Annotated in this window: 19 protein-coding genes; 8 read left to right on the forward strand and 11 right to left on the reverse strand. The window is 71.0% G+C overall.

Annotation, left to right across the window (positions count from 1 at the left end; translation table 11 throughout):
• Window positions 1-34: 34 nt before the first annotated feature.
• From ABC270_RS13820 to ABC270_RS13830, 3 genes are all read right to left on the reverse strand, one after another.
• A complete protein-coding gene (locus ABC270_RS13820; protein WP_412881310.1) occupies window positions 35-655 on the reverse strand; it encodes a TlpA family protein disulfide reductase in 621 nt (206 codons plus the stop codon).
• Window positions 652-1308: a histidine phosphatase family protein gene (locus ABC270_RS13825; protein ID WP_412881311.1), complete on the reverse strand. Its 657-nt coding sequence runs from the start codon at window positions 1306-1308 to the stop codon at window positions 652-654. The genes ABC270_RS13820 and ABC270_RS13825 overlap by 4 nt, the downstream gene beginning before the upstream one ends.
• Before the next feature lie 79 nt (window positions 1309-1387).
• On the reverse strand, window positions 1388-2878 hold the full coding sequence (locus ABC270_RS13830) for a SulP family inorganic anion transporter (RefSeq protein ID WP_412881312.1): 1491 nt from the start codon (window positions 2876-2878) through the stop codon (window positions 1388-1390).
• Between the two features lie 58 nt (window positions 2879-2936).
• Between ABC270_RS13830 and ABC270_RS13835 the strand changes: the two genes are divergently transcribed.
• The gene (locus tag ABC270_RS13835) at window positions 2937-3311 is read left to right on the forward strand and encodes a MerR family transcriptional regulator (protein WP_412882099.1); all 375 of its coding nucleotides are present in this window, start codon (window positions 2937-2939) and stop codon (window positions 3309-3311) included.
• 191 nt (window positions 3312-3502) lie between these two features.
• Here ABC270_RS13835 and ABC270_RS13840 read toward each other — a convergent pair whose 3' ends face one another.
• The gene (locus ABC270_RS13840) at window positions 3503-3844 is read right to left on the reverse strand and encodes a hypothetical protein (protein ID WP_412881313.1); all 342 of its coding nucleotides are present in this window, start codon (window positions 3842-3844) and stop codon (window positions 3503-3505) included.
• A 154-nt stretch (window positions 3845-3998) separates the two neighbouring features.
• Between ABC270_RS13840 and aspS the strand changes: the two genes are divergently transcribed.
• The gene (aspS, locus tag ABC270_RS13845; protein WP_412881314.1) at window positions 3999-5339 is read left to right on the forward strand and encodes an aspartate--tRNA(Asn) ligase; all 1341 of its coding nucleotides are present in this window, start codon (window positions 3999-4001) and stop codon (window positions 5337-5339) included.
• Window positions 5340-5428: 89 nt separating this feature from the next.
• On the opposite strand, the gene ABC270_RS13850 is transcribed toward aspS, so the two are convergent.
• From ABC270_RS13850 to ABC270_RS13870, 5 genes are all read right to left on the reverse strand, one after another.
• A complete protein-coding gene (locus ABC270_RS13850; RefSeq protein WP_412881315.1) occupies window positions 5429-5722 on the reverse strand; it encodes a Dabb family protein in 294 nt (97 codons plus the stop codon).
• Window positions 5719-5973: a glutaredoxin family protein gene (locus tag ABC270_RS13855; RefSeq protein WP_412881316.1), complete on the reverse strand. Its 255-nt coding sequence runs from the start codon at window positions 5971-5973 to the stop codon at window positions 5719-5721. Before ABC270_RS13855 ends, ABC270_RS13850 begins: the two co-directional genes overlap by 4 nt.
• 146 nt (window positions 5974-6119) lie before the next feature.
• Window positions 6120-6218: a 30S ribosomal protein bS22 gene (locus ABC270_RS13860; RefSeq protein WP_003792170.1), complete on the reverse strand. Its 99-nt coding sequence runs from the start codon at window positions 6216-6218 to the stop codon at window positions 6120-6122.
• A gap of 134 nt (window positions 6219-6352) precedes the next feature.
• Window positions 6353-6547, reverse strand: a complete 195-nt coding sequence (locus tag ABC270_RS13865) for a helix-turn-helix domain-containing protein (RefSeq protein WP_017888579.1) — start codon at window positions 6545-6547, stop codon at window positions 6353-6355.
• 184 nt (window positions 6548-6731) lie between these two features.
• Window positions 6732-7247 (reverse strand): ArsR/SmtB family transcription factor, encoded by a 516-nt coding sequence (locus tag ABC270_RS13870; RefSeq protein ID WP_412881317.1) that lies wholly within the window; start codon window positions 7245-7247, stop codon window positions 6732-6734.
• Window positions 7248-7321: 74 nt separating this feature from the next.
• Between ABC270_RS13870 and ABC270_RS13875 the strand changes: the two genes are divergently transcribed.
• Window positions 7322-8755: a TrkH family potassium uptake protein gene (locus tag ABC270_RS13875; protein ID WP_412881318.1), complete on the forward strand. Its 1434-nt coding sequence runs from the start codon at window positions 7322-7324 to the stop codon at window positions 8753-8755.
• A gap of 16 nt (window positions 8756-8771) precedes the next feature.
• Window positions 8772-9458: a potassium channel family protein gene (locus ABC270_RS13880; protein WP_412882100.1), complete on the forward strand. Its 687-nt coding sequence runs from the start codon at window positions 8772-8774 to the stop codon at window positions 9456-9458.
• A 109-nt stretch (window positions 9459-9567) separates the two neighbouring features.
• Here the strand turns inward: ABC270_RS13880 and proC are convergent, their stop codons facing one another.
• Entirely contained in the window at window positions 9568-10398 is an 831-nt protein-coding gene (gene proC / locus ABC270_RS13885) for a pyrroline-5-carboxylate reductase (RefSeq protein WP_412881319.1), read from the reverse strand.
• Between the two features lie 60 nt (window positions 10399-10458).
• On the opposite strand from proC, the gene ABC270_RS13890 reads away from it, so the two are divergent.
• Window positions 10459-11415, forward strand: a complete 957-nt coding sequence (locus ABC270_RS13890) for a cation diffusion facilitator family transporter (protein ID WP_412881320.1) — start codon at window positions 10459-10461, stop codon at window positions 11413-11415.
• 73 nt (window positions 11416-11488) lie between these two features.
• A complete protein-coding gene (locus tag ABC270_RS13895; protein WP_412881321.1) occupies window positions 11489-11863 on the forward strand; it encodes a hypothetical protein in 375 nt (124 codons plus the stop codon).
• A gap of 113 nt (window positions 11864-11976) precedes the next feature.
• Here ABC270_RS13895 and ABC270_RS13900 read toward each other — a convergent pair whose 3' ends face one another.
• Entirely contained in the window at window positions 11977-12408 is a 432-nt protein-coding gene (locus ABC270_RS13900) for a nucleoside deaminase (protein WP_412882101.1), read from the reverse strand.
• Window positions 12409-12484: 76 nt separating this feature from the next.
• Here ABC270_RS13900 and upp point away from each other — a divergent pair, with 76 nt between their 5' ends.
• Both upp and ABC270_RS13910 read left to right on the forward strand, forming a co-directional pair.
• Complete coding sequence (gene upp / locus ABC270_RS13905; protein ID WP_412881322.1) at window positions 12485-13120, forward strand: uracil phosphoribosyltransferase; 636 nt, start codon at window positions 12485-12487, stop codon at window positions 13118-13120.
• Window positions 13121-13626: 506 nt separating this feature from the next.
• Entirely contained in the window at window positions 13627-14394 is a 768-nt protein-coding gene (locus ABC270_RS13910) for a winged helix-turn-helix domain-containing protein (protein ID WP_412881323.1), read from the forward strand.
• The last annotated feature ends 350 nt before the right edge of the window (window positions 14395-14744 follow it).

Below are 14744 nucleotides of genomic sequence, written 5' to 3' on the forward strand. Positions count from 1 at the left end.
AGGATCGCGTCGGCGAAGGGGTTGCTGGCCACGGTCAGGAGGCCTTGGCCTTCCCGGTGAGCTCGTCGCTGATCAGGGTGTCGAGGATGCCGGGGCCGTCGACGGCGCCGAGGACGCGGGCCGCGACCCGACCCTTCTCGTCGAGCACGATCGTCGCGGGGACCGCGTTCGGGGCGACCTGGCCGGACATCGCGAGCTGCATCGAACCGGTCCCGGCGTCGAGGACGGTCGGGTAGTCGACGCCGAACGTGCGCTCGAAGGCCTCGGCGGTGCCCTGCTCGTCGCGGACGTTCACGCCGATGAACTGCACCTGGTCGGTGGAGTACTTCCGCTCGACCGTGGTGAGGTACTTCGCCTCGGCACGGCACGGCGGGCAGCTGGCATACCAGAAGTTGACGACGACGACCTTGCCCCTGAGGGCCTTCGACGACAGCCGCTCCCCGGTCATGCTCTCCACGTCGAACGAGATCGGGTCGGTGCGCTTGTCGACGGCGACCTCGGTCACCGCGCCGTTGCCGGAGATGTAGTTCTGCGTCGTCCCGTTGCCGTACTGCTTCGAGAGCGCGTCGTTGCTCGACGAGCACCCGGCGAGGGCGAGCGCGGCGATGACCGCCGTGGCCGCCACCGTCGCGATTCGCTTGCTGGTGGTCCTCACACTGCTCCTTCGTCGATCGCGGTCGCCCGGAGCCGTTCGGCCGGATCCGCGTACCCGACCTCGGTGAAGCGACCGGTCGGCGTGGCGGGCACACGCTCGAGGGTCGTGATGCTGGAGAGGTCACAGCGCCGCTGCCGCGGGTCGTGCCACAGGTGCTCCCCCGCGAGTCGACGGTGCACCATCCAGATGGGCAGCTGGTGACTGACGAGGACGACGTCGCCCTCGTCCACGCTCTCCCAGGCCGTGGCGACGGCGGCGAGCATGCGGTTCGCGATCGACTCGTACGCCTCACCCCAGCTCGGGCGGAAGGGGTTCGCGATCCAGGGCCACTCGGCCGGTCGAGCGATCGACCGCTTCGTGAAGCCCGGAGGCTGCCCCTCGTACCGGTTCGTGGGCTCGATGAGACGCTCGTCGAGGGCCACCGGGAGTCCGTAGGCCTCGGCCCAGGGCGCGGCGGACTCCTGGGTGCGCTGCAGCGGCGACGCGACGATCCGCCGCACGTCGACACCGGCGTCGTGCCACGCCGTCGCCGAGGCGGCCGCCATCTGCTTGCCGAGGTCACTCAGTCCGAAGCCCGGGAGCCGACCGTAGAGGACACGGCCGGGGTTGTGCACCTCGCCGTGACGGACGAGGTGGACTCGGGTCGCGGGCATGGCCTCCAGTCTAGGTCGCCCGGACGCTCCCACTCCCCGCCCAGGGGATTCACGGCTGCGGGGACGCTCAGCCGGACGCTCAGCCGAGGTGGCCGGACAGACGCCCGTGGATGGCGACCGACCCGGTGTTGAGGTTCTCCACCCGGACGGTCGAACCGTGCTGCGCGTACCGCTGTTCGACGCCGTCCAGCGCGGCCACCGTGCTCGCGTCGAAGACGTGCGCGTCGGCCATGTCCACGACGACGTGCTCCGGGTCCTCGGCGTAGGAGAACCGGGTCACCAGGTCGTTCGAGCTGGCGAAGAAGAGCGCGCCCCGGACCCGGTACCGGACGGTGTGCTCGTCCACGGGCTCGCGGACGACCGACACGACGTGGGCTGCTCGCCGGGCGAAGACCAGCGCGGCCGCGACGACCCCGACGAGCACGCCCGTCGCGAGGTTGTCCGTCGCGACGACGACCACGACCGTGAGCACCATCACGACTGTCTCGCCGAGCGGCATCCGGCGCAGGGTGTTCGGTCGGATGCTGTGCCAGTCGAACGTCGCGACGCAGACCATGACCATGACCGCGGTGAGCGCCGCTATCGGGATCTGCGCGACGAGATCGTGCAGGACGATCGTGAGGACGAGCACCGAGACGCCCGCGACGAAGGTCGAGATCCGGGTCCGCGCCCCTGCGGTCTTCACGTTGATGACGGTCTGCCCGATCATCGCGCAACCGCCCGTCCCGCCGAAGAACGCGGACGCGATGTTCGCGACGCCCTGCCCCCACGACTCGCGCCACGCGCTCGACCCCGTCTCCGTGATCGCGTCGACGAGCTGCGCGGTGAGCAGGGTCTCGATCAGCCCGACCACGGCCATCCCGAACGCGTACGGCGCGATGATCTGCAGGGTCTCGAACGTGAACGGGACGGTGACGCCGTTGAACCCGGGGAGGGCCGTCGGCAGCGCACCTTCGTCCCCCACTGTCGGCACGGCGACCCCGAACACGATCGTGATCGTCGTGATGACGACCACGGCCACGAGCGGCGCCGGCACGGCCCTGGTGAGGAACGGGAACCCGACGATCACCGCGATGCCGAGGGCCGTCAGCGGCCACACCACGAACGGCACGTCGTGCCCGAAGAGGTTCGGGAGCTGCGCCGTGAAGATGAGGATCGCGAGGGCGTTGACGAACGCCACGTTCACGCTGCGCGGGATGAACCGCATGAGCCGCGCGACCCCGAGCAGACCGAGCACGATCTGCACCACCCCGCCGAGCAGCACCGCGGGGACCAGGTAGGCGATGCCGTGGTCGCGGACCAGCGGCGCGATCACGAGTGCCACCGAGCCGGCGGCGGCGGACACCATCGCCGGACGGCCGCCGACGATCGCGATCACCACGGCGATGACGACGCTGGAGAACAGACCGACCGCGGGATCGACGCCGGCGACGACCGAGAAGGAGATCGCTTCGGGGATGAGGGCGAGCGCCGTCACGACGCCGGCGAGGACCTCACGGGTGAGCAGGCGAGGGGAACGGAGTGCCCCGAGGACGGTGGCGGGCGTCGGGGAGTGCGTGATCGCGGACATCGTCGGCAACCCTACCCTCACGTGAGGGTAGGGTCGGTACGCTGGTTCCGTGGAGACGATGCACATCGGGGAGCTGGCCGACCGGGCCGGCATGTCCCTGCGCACGATCCGGCACTACGACGAGGTCGGGCTGCTCGTGCCGAGCGGGCGCACATCGGGGGGTTTCCGCGTCTACACCGCCGAAGACCTCGAACGACTGCTGGTCATCCGTCGTATGAAGCCCCTCGGGTTCACGCTCGACGAGATGGCGGAACTCCTGCGGGTCGTCGATGCCCTCCGCACCCGGGCGGCCGATGACGAACCGGCCCTGGCCGCACGGTTGGACGAGTTCCTGGAGGACGCGCGGGCCCGACACGCGAAACTCGTCGAGCGCGCCGGCATGGCCGAGGAGTTCATCGGCACGCTCGGTTCACTCCGCGCTTCGCTCCCCTGACCGCGCCCCGGCCTGCTCGGCGGCGATCTGGCGTTTCCGGTCCGCGACGTACGCCCGCCAGCCAGCCGCGCGCACTCGGGCACGGTCGACCGCGGAGTCGATGGATGCGACCTCTTCGGGAGTGAGCCGGTGCTCCCGATCGTGCTCCCACTTGCGGAACAGGCGGTCGCGCGCGCCGGCGATATGTTCGTTCACGGCATCCTCCGCTTCTGCTCGATGATCTCCTCGAGCACTTTCGCACCGGGTTCCTCGCCCGCGGGAACTCTCTGCATGTCGTACATCGCCTCCGCGAGGAGGAAACCGAGGTCGGAGCGCCCGACGTCCTCGGACGACATCAGGTCGAGCGCCCACGTGAGTCGCGTCCAGTAGCGGTCGCGTTCCTCGCGCGCGACGTCCCGTCGCCACCGCACGACCGTCCACGAGCCGCCGACCACCGCCGCCGCCAACGTGAGCCCTGTCGTCACGACCGCCGCGACCACCGTCGCCACCGCCGCAGGCGGCCAGGCCGCGAGCCCCTCCGTCCCTGCCGTCATGGGACCTCCCCCGAACTCGCGACCCGGCCACGTCGACGACGCTACGGATCGGAGCACGGCGACCCGCGCCTCCAGGCAGACCTGTGGACGGGCCGACCCGACGCATCGGGTGTGGAGGAGCGGCCCCGGACCGAGCCGGTTAGACTCGATCCCCGTGATCGAACGCACCCGCATCGCCGAACTCGCCGCGCTCCCCGACGGCCCCGTCTCCGTCGCCGGATGGGTCGAGACCGTCCGAGACCAGAAGAAGGTGCAGTTCGTCGTGCTCCGCGACGAGACCGGCGCCGCGCAGCTCGTGAACCCCGCCACCCGCGAGGCCGAGGACGGCGACGACGCCGCGCAGGCAGCTCTGGCGATCACGAACGAGATCTCGGGCCTCGCCCACGGCACCTTCGTGCACGTGCAGGGCACCCTGAAGCACGACGAGCGGGTCAAGCTCGGCGGCCTCGAGGTCAAGGTCGGGTCGCTCGACGTGGTCAGCGCCGCGATCCCGGAGACCCCGATCGCCGACGACTCCTCGCTCGACAAGCGGCTCGACTGGCGCTTCCTCGACCTCCGCAACCGCAAGCAGAACCTCATCTTCCGCATCCAGACGACGATGGAGCACGCGTTCCGCTCGTACTGGGTCGACCGCGACTACATCGAGATCCACACGCCGAAGCTGATGGCCTCCGCGTCCGAGTCCCGGGCCGAGCTCTTCCAGCTCGAGTACTTCGAGACCACCGCGTACCTCGCGCAGTCGCCCCAGAACTTCAAGCAGATGGCGCAGCCGGCCGGGTTCGGCGCGGTGTTCGAGATCGCCGACGCCTTCCGCGCCGACCCCTCGTTCACGAGCCGCCACGCGACCGAGTTCACGAGCGTCGACGCCGAGATCTCCTGGGTGGAGTCACACCAGGACGTCATGGCCATGCACGAGGAGGTCCTCGTCGCCGGGTTCACGGCCGTCAAGGAGAAGTACGGCACGGAGATCGAGGAGGTCTTCGGCTTCGAGTTCGTCGTGCCGACCGCCCCGTTCCCGCGCGTCACCCTGGCGGAGGCCCGGCAGATCGTCGCGGACAGCGGCTACGACGTCGTCCGTGCCGACGGCGACCTCGACCCCGAGGGCGAGCGTCGCGTGAGCGCCTGGGCCAAGGAGACGCACGGCTCCGAGTTCGTGTTCGTCACCGACTACGACGCCTCGATCCGGCCGTACTACCACATGCGCCACGAGGACGACCCGACGCTCACGAACAGCTACGACCTGCTGTTCAACGGCGCCGAGATCTCGACCGGTGCGCAGCGTGAGCACCGGGTCGACCGGCTCGCCGCCCAGGCGGAGGAGAAGGGCCTCGACACCGCCGAGATCAACTGGTACCTCGACTTCTTCCGCTACGGCGTCCCGCCGCACGGTGGCTTCGGCATGGGCCTCGCCCGCGTGCTCATGCTCGCGCTGCACGAGCCGTCGATCCGCGAGGTCACCTACCTGTTCCGCGGACCGACGCGCCTCACCCCGTAGTCCCGCGCCACACGACGACAGCCCCCTCCCTGCCGGGAGGGGGCTGTCGCGTTCCGCGCGGGTCGGACCGACCAGCCGGGAAGCGCGGCTCAGCTCTGCCAGTCGATGGCCGCCCGCCCTGTGACCAGTCCGCGGATCTCCGCGGCCGCAGCCTGGTGGTCGGGGTGCACTTGGTAGGCGTCGAGCCCGGCGAGGTCGTCGAAGGTCGCGACCACGGCGAGGTCGGAGTTCTTGTCGGGGTAGGCGACGTTCTCCACGACCTCGAGGGAACGGATCGACGACACGGTCCCGACCAGGCCCGTGAGGAGTTCGCGGACGCGGGCGATCGAGGCGTCGCGGTCGACGTCCTCGCGGAGGGTCCAGGCGACGACGTGGTGGATCATGCGGAGGCCTCTGCCTTCTCGAGGGCACGGCGCAGCCGGTCGGCGTCGACGTGCCAGTTGCTGTGGACGCGCCCGTCGATTAGGACGACCGGGATGTCCTCCGCGTACTCCTCGCGGAGGGCGTCGTCGTCGAGGATCGACCGCTCCTCCAGCGTGGCACCGGGGTGTTCGGCGACGACCTGCTCGACGATCGGTCGGGCGTCGTCGCAGAGGTGGCATCCGGGCTTCGTCAGGAGGGTCACGGCGGGCATGGGGTCAGCGTACCGGCCGGTGCCCGAGGCCCTCCGGCCAGCGTGGTGTACGCAGCCCGTGCGGCCGGGCAGCCCGAGACGGGTCGACCAGAGGGCAGGAACACGAAAGCCCCGGCGGACCGGGGCTTCGGGTGCAAGTACTCGACTTACTTCTTGTTGCGACGCTGGTGACGCGTCTTGCGAAGGAGCTTGCGGTGCTTCTTCTTCGCCATGCGCTTGCGGCGCTTCTTGATGACAGAACCCATAGTGGACCTCGCTCGGAACGATGCTGATGTGTGGACACCGCGCCCGTCGGGACCGCGGAAAATCAACCCGGCCGAGTCTAGCGGAGCGCGCCGGTCCTGTCGAACACAGCGGCCGCACCGGCGCGGAGCGGCGCTCAGCCGACGTCGGCGACGCCGCCGCGCAGGACGTCGGCGACCGCGGACTCCGGCACGCGGAACGACCGACCGAAGCGGATGGCCGGGAGCTCGCCGGCGTGCACCATGCGGTACACGGTCATCTTCGAGACGCGCATCATCTCCGCGACCTCGGCCACGGTGAGGAAGCGCACGTCGTCGAAACTGCCGGTCATGATCCGCCTTCGGGAGACTCGCGCGGGCTGACGGGTGTCGGACGCACGGGTTGGTGTGACCTGTGTGGTCTCTGATCACTGTAGAGGCCTGCGGGAATCCGTGTCCAGGCACACGGTCACGACTCGGCCACGGACGGCGACGAGCCATCGCGCCGCGGACCCCTGCACCGACGAGCGAGCGCGCTCAGTCCTCGTCGCCCCGACGGGTGAAGCGCTTCCGGCCCCGATCGACCACGCGCTCCCAGCCCTGCTGCGCCCCCGTGAGCGCAGCCGAGGCCCGGTAGGACGCCTCGGCCATCACGCGGCCGAGCTCCGTGCCGACCTCGACGGTGGCCTTGCCCGCGGCCCCGTTGCGCCGCACCGACACCGGCTGCCCGTCGGGCGTCCACGCGGTCGTGGCCGGGGTGCCGTCCGCGTCGACGGCGCCCGTGAACGACAGGACCCACTCCTCGAGCGGCAGGAGCGGCTCCGGGTCGAGGCGGTAGAAGCGGTGCTGCCCCTCCTCGCGACTCGAGACGAGCCCGATGTCGCGGAGGACCCTGAGGTGCTTCGACACGGTTGGCTGGCTGACGCCGAGCTTCTCGACGAGCTGTCCGACGCTGAGCTCCCCGCCGGTGACGTCGGAGCCGTACGCGGCGAGGAGTGCTCCGAGCAGCTCGCGTCGGGTCGGGTCCGCCACGACGGAGAAGATGTCGGCCATGGAGCAAGGCTATCCGGCCCGTCTCGGATGTACCATGCCATCCGACCCGCCCATGTCCCCGGAGGCATACGACGATGCTGGACCGCACGGAGGAGCTGCGCGTGGGGCCGTCGGCCTCGCGTCGTCGCCTGACCCAGGTCGGAACAGTCCTGCGGGCGAGTCCGTCCCGTCTGGCGATCCTCGTGTTCGTGGCACTGATCCTGGTGTTCACGGTGCTCTTCACGACGCCCTGGGCTGCTGCGGACGGGCGACCGACGCACTTCTCCGACGCGCTCTTCACCGCGGCGTCCGTGGTGTGCGTCACCGGGCTCGCGACCGTCGACATGGCGACGCACTGGTCGGTGTTCGGCAAGGTTGTCATCGTCATCGGCACGCAGATCGGCGCGGTCGGGGTCCTCACGTTCGCGTCGATCCTCGGCCTCGTCGTCACCCGACGGCTCGGTCTCCGGGCGAAGCTCATGGCCGCCGGGGACTCCAACCCGCTCCGCACCCACCACGGTGCCGTGCCGGAGGGACAGGCGGTCCGGCTCGGTGAGGTCGGCACGCTGCTCGCGACGGTCGCGGTGAGCACGCTGACGATCGAGATCGCGGTCGGCCTGCTGCTGCTCCCGTCGGTACTCGTCGCCGGCTACCCGTTCTGGACAGCGGTCGGTGACGCCTTCTACTACGCCGCGATGGCCTTCACGAACACGGGCTTCTCCCCCAACGCGGAGGGGCTCACCCCGTTCGCGAACGACTACTGGTTCCTGTCGCTCCTCATGATCGCGGTCGTCGCGGGGTCGATCGGCTTCCCCGTGATCCGGACGATCACGAAGCAGTTCCGCACGCCGCGGCGCTGGTCGCTCCACGTCAAGCTGACCCTCGTCACGAGCGCCGTGCTGCTCGTCGTCGGCGCGGTGGTCTACACGGCGCTCGAGGCCTCCAACAGGGCCACGCTCGGCGAGGCCGGAGCCGGGCACACGGCGTTCCAGGCGCTCTTCTTCTCGACGATGACGCGCTCGGGCGGCTTCGCGACGATCGACGTCGAGCAGATGCACGGCGCGAGTCTGCTCGTCACGGACATGCTCATGTTCATCGGCGGCGGTTCCGCATCGACGGCCGGTGGCATCAAGGTGACCACCCTCGCCGTGCTCTTCCTCGCCGCGGTCGCCGAGGCCCGCGGCCGGCAGAGCATGGAGGCCTTCGGTCGCCGGATCCCGAGCGACGTGCTCCGCGTCGCGGTCGCCGTCGTGCTGTGGGGCGCGACCATCGTCGCCGTCTCGACGATCACGCTCCTGCAGATCACGCGTGACTCGCTGGACCGGGTGCTGTTCGAGGTGATCTCGGCGTTCGCCACGTGCGGCCTGTCCTCCGGCATCTCGGCCGAACTTCCCGAGGCCGGCAAGTACGTGCTCGCCGCCACGATGTTCCTCGGCCGGGTCGGTACAGTGACGATCGCCGCAGCCCTCGCCGCCAGCCAGAGCCGGCAGTTGTTCCGCCGCCCCGAGGAGAGGCCGATCGTTGGCTGACCGTTCCCGCACGCCGCTGCCGTCCACCCACCCGCTCGCCGGCGCCGTCAGCCACGACGCCCCGGTCCTGGTGATCGGCCTCGGGCGGTTCGGCGCCGCGACCGCCGGGCAGCTCGAGCGGCAGCACCGCGAGGTCCTCGTCGTCGACACGGACGCCGGGCTCGTGCAGAAGTGGTCCGACCGGGTGACCCACGCGGTACAGGCCGACGCGACCGACATGGACGCTCTGCGGCAGATCGGCGCGCAGGACTTCGCGATCGCCGTCGTCGGGGTCGGTTCCGACCTGGAGTCGAGCGTGCTCATCACGGCGAACCTGGTGGACCTCGGCATCCCGCAGATCTGGGCGAAGGCCATCAGCCGCTCGCACGGCGTCATCCTCTCCCGCATCGGCGCGAACCACGTCGTCTACCCGGAGCGCGAGGCCGGCGAGCGGACGGCGCACCTCGTCTCGGGCCGGATGCTCGACTTCATCCAGTTCGACGACGACTTCGCCGTCGTGAAGATGTTCCCGCCGGCCGCGGTCCGCGGGAAGGACCTGGCGACGACGGTCATCCGGACGCGCTTCGGCCTGACGGTGCTCGGGATCAAGACGCCGGGGCAGGCGTTCGTCCCCGCCACGCCGGAGAGCGTGATCGGCGAGGAGGACGTCATCATCGTCTCCGGCGCGACGGCCGACCTGGAGCGCTTCGCCGCGCTGGAGTGAATGCGGCGGGTGACGGCCCGCGACCCGGCCACGCATCGGCCTGGAGGCACGGTGCGGGCCCGCCCCGCGCCTCCCGGCCGTTCCGTGGTGACGGCCGGGAGCAGCCGTGTCAGCCGGCCGCGATCTCCTCGGCCCGCGCGATCGCCGCGCGGGACGCGCGCAGCAGCGTCGCCGACAGGTCGGCCTCCTGCAGGACCGCGACCGCACGCTCGGTGGTGCCCTTCGGGCTGGTCACGGCCCGACGGAGCTCCGCCGGGGTCTTCTCGGAGGACTCGAGGAGCGCGACGGCACCGCTCAGGGTCCCCTGCACCATCGTCGCGGCCTGCTCCGGCGTGAACCCGAGCTCCTCCGCCGCCCGCTGCCACTGCTCCACGAGCAGGAAGACGTAGGCGGGGCCGGAGCCGGACACCGCTGAAAGGGCGTCGAGCTGCGACTCGGGCACCTCGATCACGGAGCCCGAGACGGAGAACACCGACGAGGCGAGCGCGACGGCGTCGTCGTCCGCCGACGCCCCGGCACTGATCCCGGTGACGCCACGCCCGACCCCGATCGGCGTGTTCGGCAGCGCCCGGACGACCCGCACGCCTTCGGGCACCGCCGCCTCCATGCTCGCGGTGGTGGTGCCGACGGCGACGCTGACGAGGACCGTCCCCGGGGCGAGGTCGTCCGCGACCTCGGCGAGCAGGTCGGCGATCACGTACGGCTTCACCCCGACGACGACGAGCCCCGCGCCACGGACGGCCTCGCGGTTCGCGTCGGGCTCGGCATCGCTCGCGTGCGCGTCGAGCCCCCGTGCACGGTGTGCCGCCGCGGACTCCTCCGACTTCGTCGTGAGGACGACCGTCGACGGGTCGAGACCGGCGGCGAGGAGCCCGTCGAGGACCGCGCCGGACATGGAGCCGACGCCGAGGAGAGCGGTGCGGGGCAGTTCGATGGTCATGACCCCCGACCCTACCGACGGCCTAGGATCATCAGTCAGGCCAGGACTGAAGGGGTACCCGTGAGCGCTTCCGGAGGCACGAAGGCGATCCTCGCCGCACTCGGTGCGAACGTCGGCATCGCGATCGTGAAGTTCGTCGCGGCGTTGATCAGCGGCTCGGCGTCGATGCTGGCGGAGGGCGTGCACTCCCTCGCCGACTCCGCCAACCAGCTCCTGCTCCTGCTCGGCGGCCGTCGCGCTCGGCGGGCCGCGGACGAGGAGCACCCGTTCGGCTACGGCCGCGAGCGCTACGTGTACGCGTTCGTCGTGTCGATCGTGCTGTTCTCCGTCGGCGGCGTCTTCTCGCTGTACGAGGGCATCGAGAAGCTGCGGCACCCCCACCCGCTCGAGAGCTGGTGGCTCCCCCTGCTCGTGCTCGTCATCGCGATCGGTCTGGAGGGCTTCTCGCTCCGGACGGCGCTCCGCGAGGCCCGGCCGAACAAGGGCTCGCTGTCCTGGGTGCAGTTCGTGCGTCGGGCGAAGGCGCCGGAACTCCCGGTCGTCATGCTCGAGGACACCGCCGCGCTGACCGGCCTCGTCTTCGCGCTCTTCGGCGTCGGCCTGACGGCGATCACCGGCAACGGGGTGTTCGACGCGATCGGCACGATCCTCATCGCGGTGCTGCTCATCGCCGTGGCCCTGGTGCTCGGCGTCGAGACGAAGAGCCTGCTCGTGGGTGAGGGCGCGACCGCCGCCGACGTTGCCAAGATCAAGGAGGCCGTGCTCGACGGACCCGAGGTCGACGCGATCATCCACATCAAGACGCTGTACCTCGGCCCGGACGAGCTCATGGTCGGCGTGAAGGTCGCGGTCGACGGCGACCGACGGCTCGGTGACGTCGCCGCGGGCATCGACACCGTCGAGCACCGGGTCCGTCAGGCCGTACCGATCGCCCGGGTCATCTACGTCGAACCGGACGTGCTCCGGACCGGACCGCGCCCACCGACCGAAGCGATCGTCCTCCGCGCTGCCGACTGAGCGGCGGAGCAGCGGGACCGACTGAGGTTGCCCTTGCTGGCGACCCGCATGTCGGATGTTGCACGATGGCGTCATGACCGCGCTCCGTGACGTCCTGCTCATCCTCCACTTCATCGGCCTCGCGGCCGTGATCGGTTCGTTCCTGTTCCAGGTGCGCCGCAAGGGCGGCTTCGAGACGAACTGGATCGTCATCGGCCTCGTCGTGCAGCTCGTCACCGGTCTCGGCTTGATGGGGGTCATCGACGCGACGACCGACGGTGGCGCGAACCACGCCAAGCTCGGCGTCAAGCTCGTCATCGCCCTCGTCGCGCTCGTGCTCGCGTTCGTCGCGCGTGCGCGGCAGAAGCGGGCCGACGCCGGACAGGCGAAGGACAAGGCCGCCCTGCCGTTCTTCCACTCGGCCGGAGCGCTCGCGATCGTGAACGTGCTCATCGCCGTCGTCTGGTGACGGCCTGACGGCCCGCCGACCCGACGGACCGGAGGCCCGTGGCGACCCCGCCACGGGCCTCCCGTCCGATCAGCGGTCGCCCCGGCGACCCGCGGGTCGGCCGCCGGCCCGCCTCAGCGGCGGGCGGCGAAGAAGTCGTCGAGCAGGGCCGCGCACGGCACCTCGAGCACCCCGCCGACCACCTCGGACCGGTGCGGCAACCGACGGTCGCGTGCGACGTCGTAGACGCTGCCCGTCGCGCCGGCCTTCGGGTCCCACGCGCCGAACACGACCCGCGGCACCCTCGCGGCGAGGACCGCTCCGGCGCACATCACGCACGGCTCGAGCGTCACGACGAGCGTGTGGGTCGCCAGGTGCCAGTCGCCGGTGACCTCGGCCGCGGCACGGAGCGCGAGGACCTTGGCGTGCGCGGTCGGGTCCTGCCGCGCCTCACGCTCGTTGCGCCCGGTCGCGACGACGACCCCTCCGGCATCGACGACGACGGCGCCGACGGGCACGTCACCGGTCGCCAGACACGCTCGTGCCTCGACCAGCGCGGCCTCCATCGCGGTGATCCAGGGCCGGGCGGCGGGTGCTTCCACGGGACCTCCAGGCAGTCGGCAGCACGGTAGGCTCGACCCTATGCGAGTCCACGTCGCCGACCACCCGCTCATCACGCACAAGCTCTCGGTGCTCCGCGACCGGACGACCCCTTCGCCGACGTTCCGCGCCCTGACCAAGGAGCTCGTGACCCTCCTCGCGTACGAGGCCACGCGGAACGTCCGGGTCACCGCCACGCCGATCGACACCCCGGTCGCACACACCATGGGCGTCGCGATCGCGAAGCCCCGCCCGCTCGTCGTCCCGATCCTCCGCGCAGGGCTCGGCATGCTCGAGGGCATGGTCAAGCTCGTCCCCACGGCCGAGGTCGGCTTCCTCGGCATGGCGCGCAACGAGGAGACCCTCGAGCCGCAGACCTACGCCGAGCGCCTGCCCGACGACCTCTCCGGCCGGCAGTGCTTCGTGCTCGACCCGATGCTCGCGACCGGTGGCACCCTCGCCGCCGCGATCGACTTCCTCTTCGACCGCGGAGCCGAAGAGGTCACGTGCGTGTGCATCCTCGGTGCCCCGGAGGGCCTCGCCGCCGTGGAGCAGGCCGTCGGCGACCGCAACGTGTCGGTCGTCCTCGGCGCGCTCGACGAGAAGCTCGACGAGAACGGGTACATCGTGCCCGGTCTCGGCGACGCCGGCGACCGCCTCTACGGCCTGGCCGAGTAGACGACAGGTCGCGCTCGCGGCCACCAGACGGACGGGAGGCCCGTGGCGGATCCGCCACGGGCCTCCCGTCCGTTCCCCGTGTGCTCGCGGAACGCACCGTCCGGGCGGACGGTTGACACCGCGTTGGTATCCCACCCATACTCGTGCCATGACTGCAACCGTGTCCGCCCGCGTCCTCATCGAGGCGTGCTCCACCTCCGGGGCAGTGGGGACCACCGGCATGATGATGCCGGCGATGTCGGTCATGCGTTGTCGAATGTGTGCCTGACCGGCACCCCTTCCAGCCGGATCCCCCGCGACCCCACCCCCGTCGCGCAGGCGTGATCCCCGGGTGACCACCGCGTCGACGACGCCGTTCGTCGGACGCGACACTCCCCGCTTCCCGGGCTCCCCGGTCCGCAGCAGGACCGTGGAGGATCCTCGGCAGACCGCCGTACCCGGGCCGACGCATTCGACACCGGTCGCACCGTCAGCAGCACCGCGACCTTCCTCCCGGAGAACCAGCCATGTCGCTCACCATCGCCCAGCCCCGCACGCCGCTCCGCACCTCGGCCCCCGCGCCGACCGACCTCGGCACCGTGACGCCGCTGCGACCACGCCCCCAGGCGGTCACGCCGCAGGCCAGCGCGGTGCCGACCAGTCCGGTCATCGCACCGCAGCGCAACCGCGCACTGCCCGAGGGCACCGAAGCCCGCGGGTTCGCGCTCTACGTCGGGATCGACGAGGCGAAGGCCGCCGCGGCCGGCACGACCCTCGCGGCCGTGGTCGAGCAGCTCAAGGCCCTGACCGCGCAGCTCGTGCCGACGTCGGAGACCTACGCCGCGGTCGCCGTCGCCGCCGAGGGCTCGGGCGGCCGTGACGTCGACGTCGTCCGCCTCGCCCTGCAGGACCGCTCCGCCGTCGCCGCCCGGAAGCAGGCCGAGAAGCCCGAACCCGAGGAGTCCGGCGTCGTCATCGACATCTCCCGCAAGCGCGTCACGCTCGACGGTGAGCCGGCGCCGCTGACCTACAAGGAGTTCGAGCTCCTGCAGTTCCTCGTCCTGCGCGAGGGCAGGACCGTCGACCGCTCCGCGATCATCGACGGCCTGTGGTCGGACGGCGAGGACGAGACGCCGAACGAGCGGACGATCGACGTCCACGTGCGGCGGCTGCGGTCGAAGCTCGGTGCGTTCGAGGAGATCGTCCGGACGGTCCGCGGTGTCGGCTACCGCTTCGACCGGCACGCGGACGTCGCGGTCCGGTACGCGTCGACGCCGTCGCCCGATCTCTTCTGATCGCTCACGGCGAGGACATCGACCGCTCCTGGTGAACTCGCAGCGAACGGGTCGCGCGGGGCCTAGCGTGCCGTTACCGCTTCGTTATACGATCGTCCTCGCAGGCAGTGTTTGCTGTGGCACCGCCTGTGGAATGTGATTGCAGGACACTCTTGGTGCAAGGGAGAGGGCCGGTCGTCTTCGGACGGCCGGCCCTCGTGCTTTCCGGAACTGCGCTCGTCCTGCAAGCCAGAGGGCCGGTCGTCTTCGGACGGCCGGCCCTCGTGCTTTCCGGAACTGCGCTCGTCCTGCAAGCCAGAGGGCCGGTCGTCTTCGGACGGCCGGCCCTCGTGCTTTCCGGAACTGCGCTC

Source organism: Curtobacterium phoenicis (genome assembly GCF_047238015.1).
Classification (GTDB): Bacteria; Actinomycetota; Actinomycetes; order Actinomycetales; family Microbacteriaceae; genus Curtobacterium.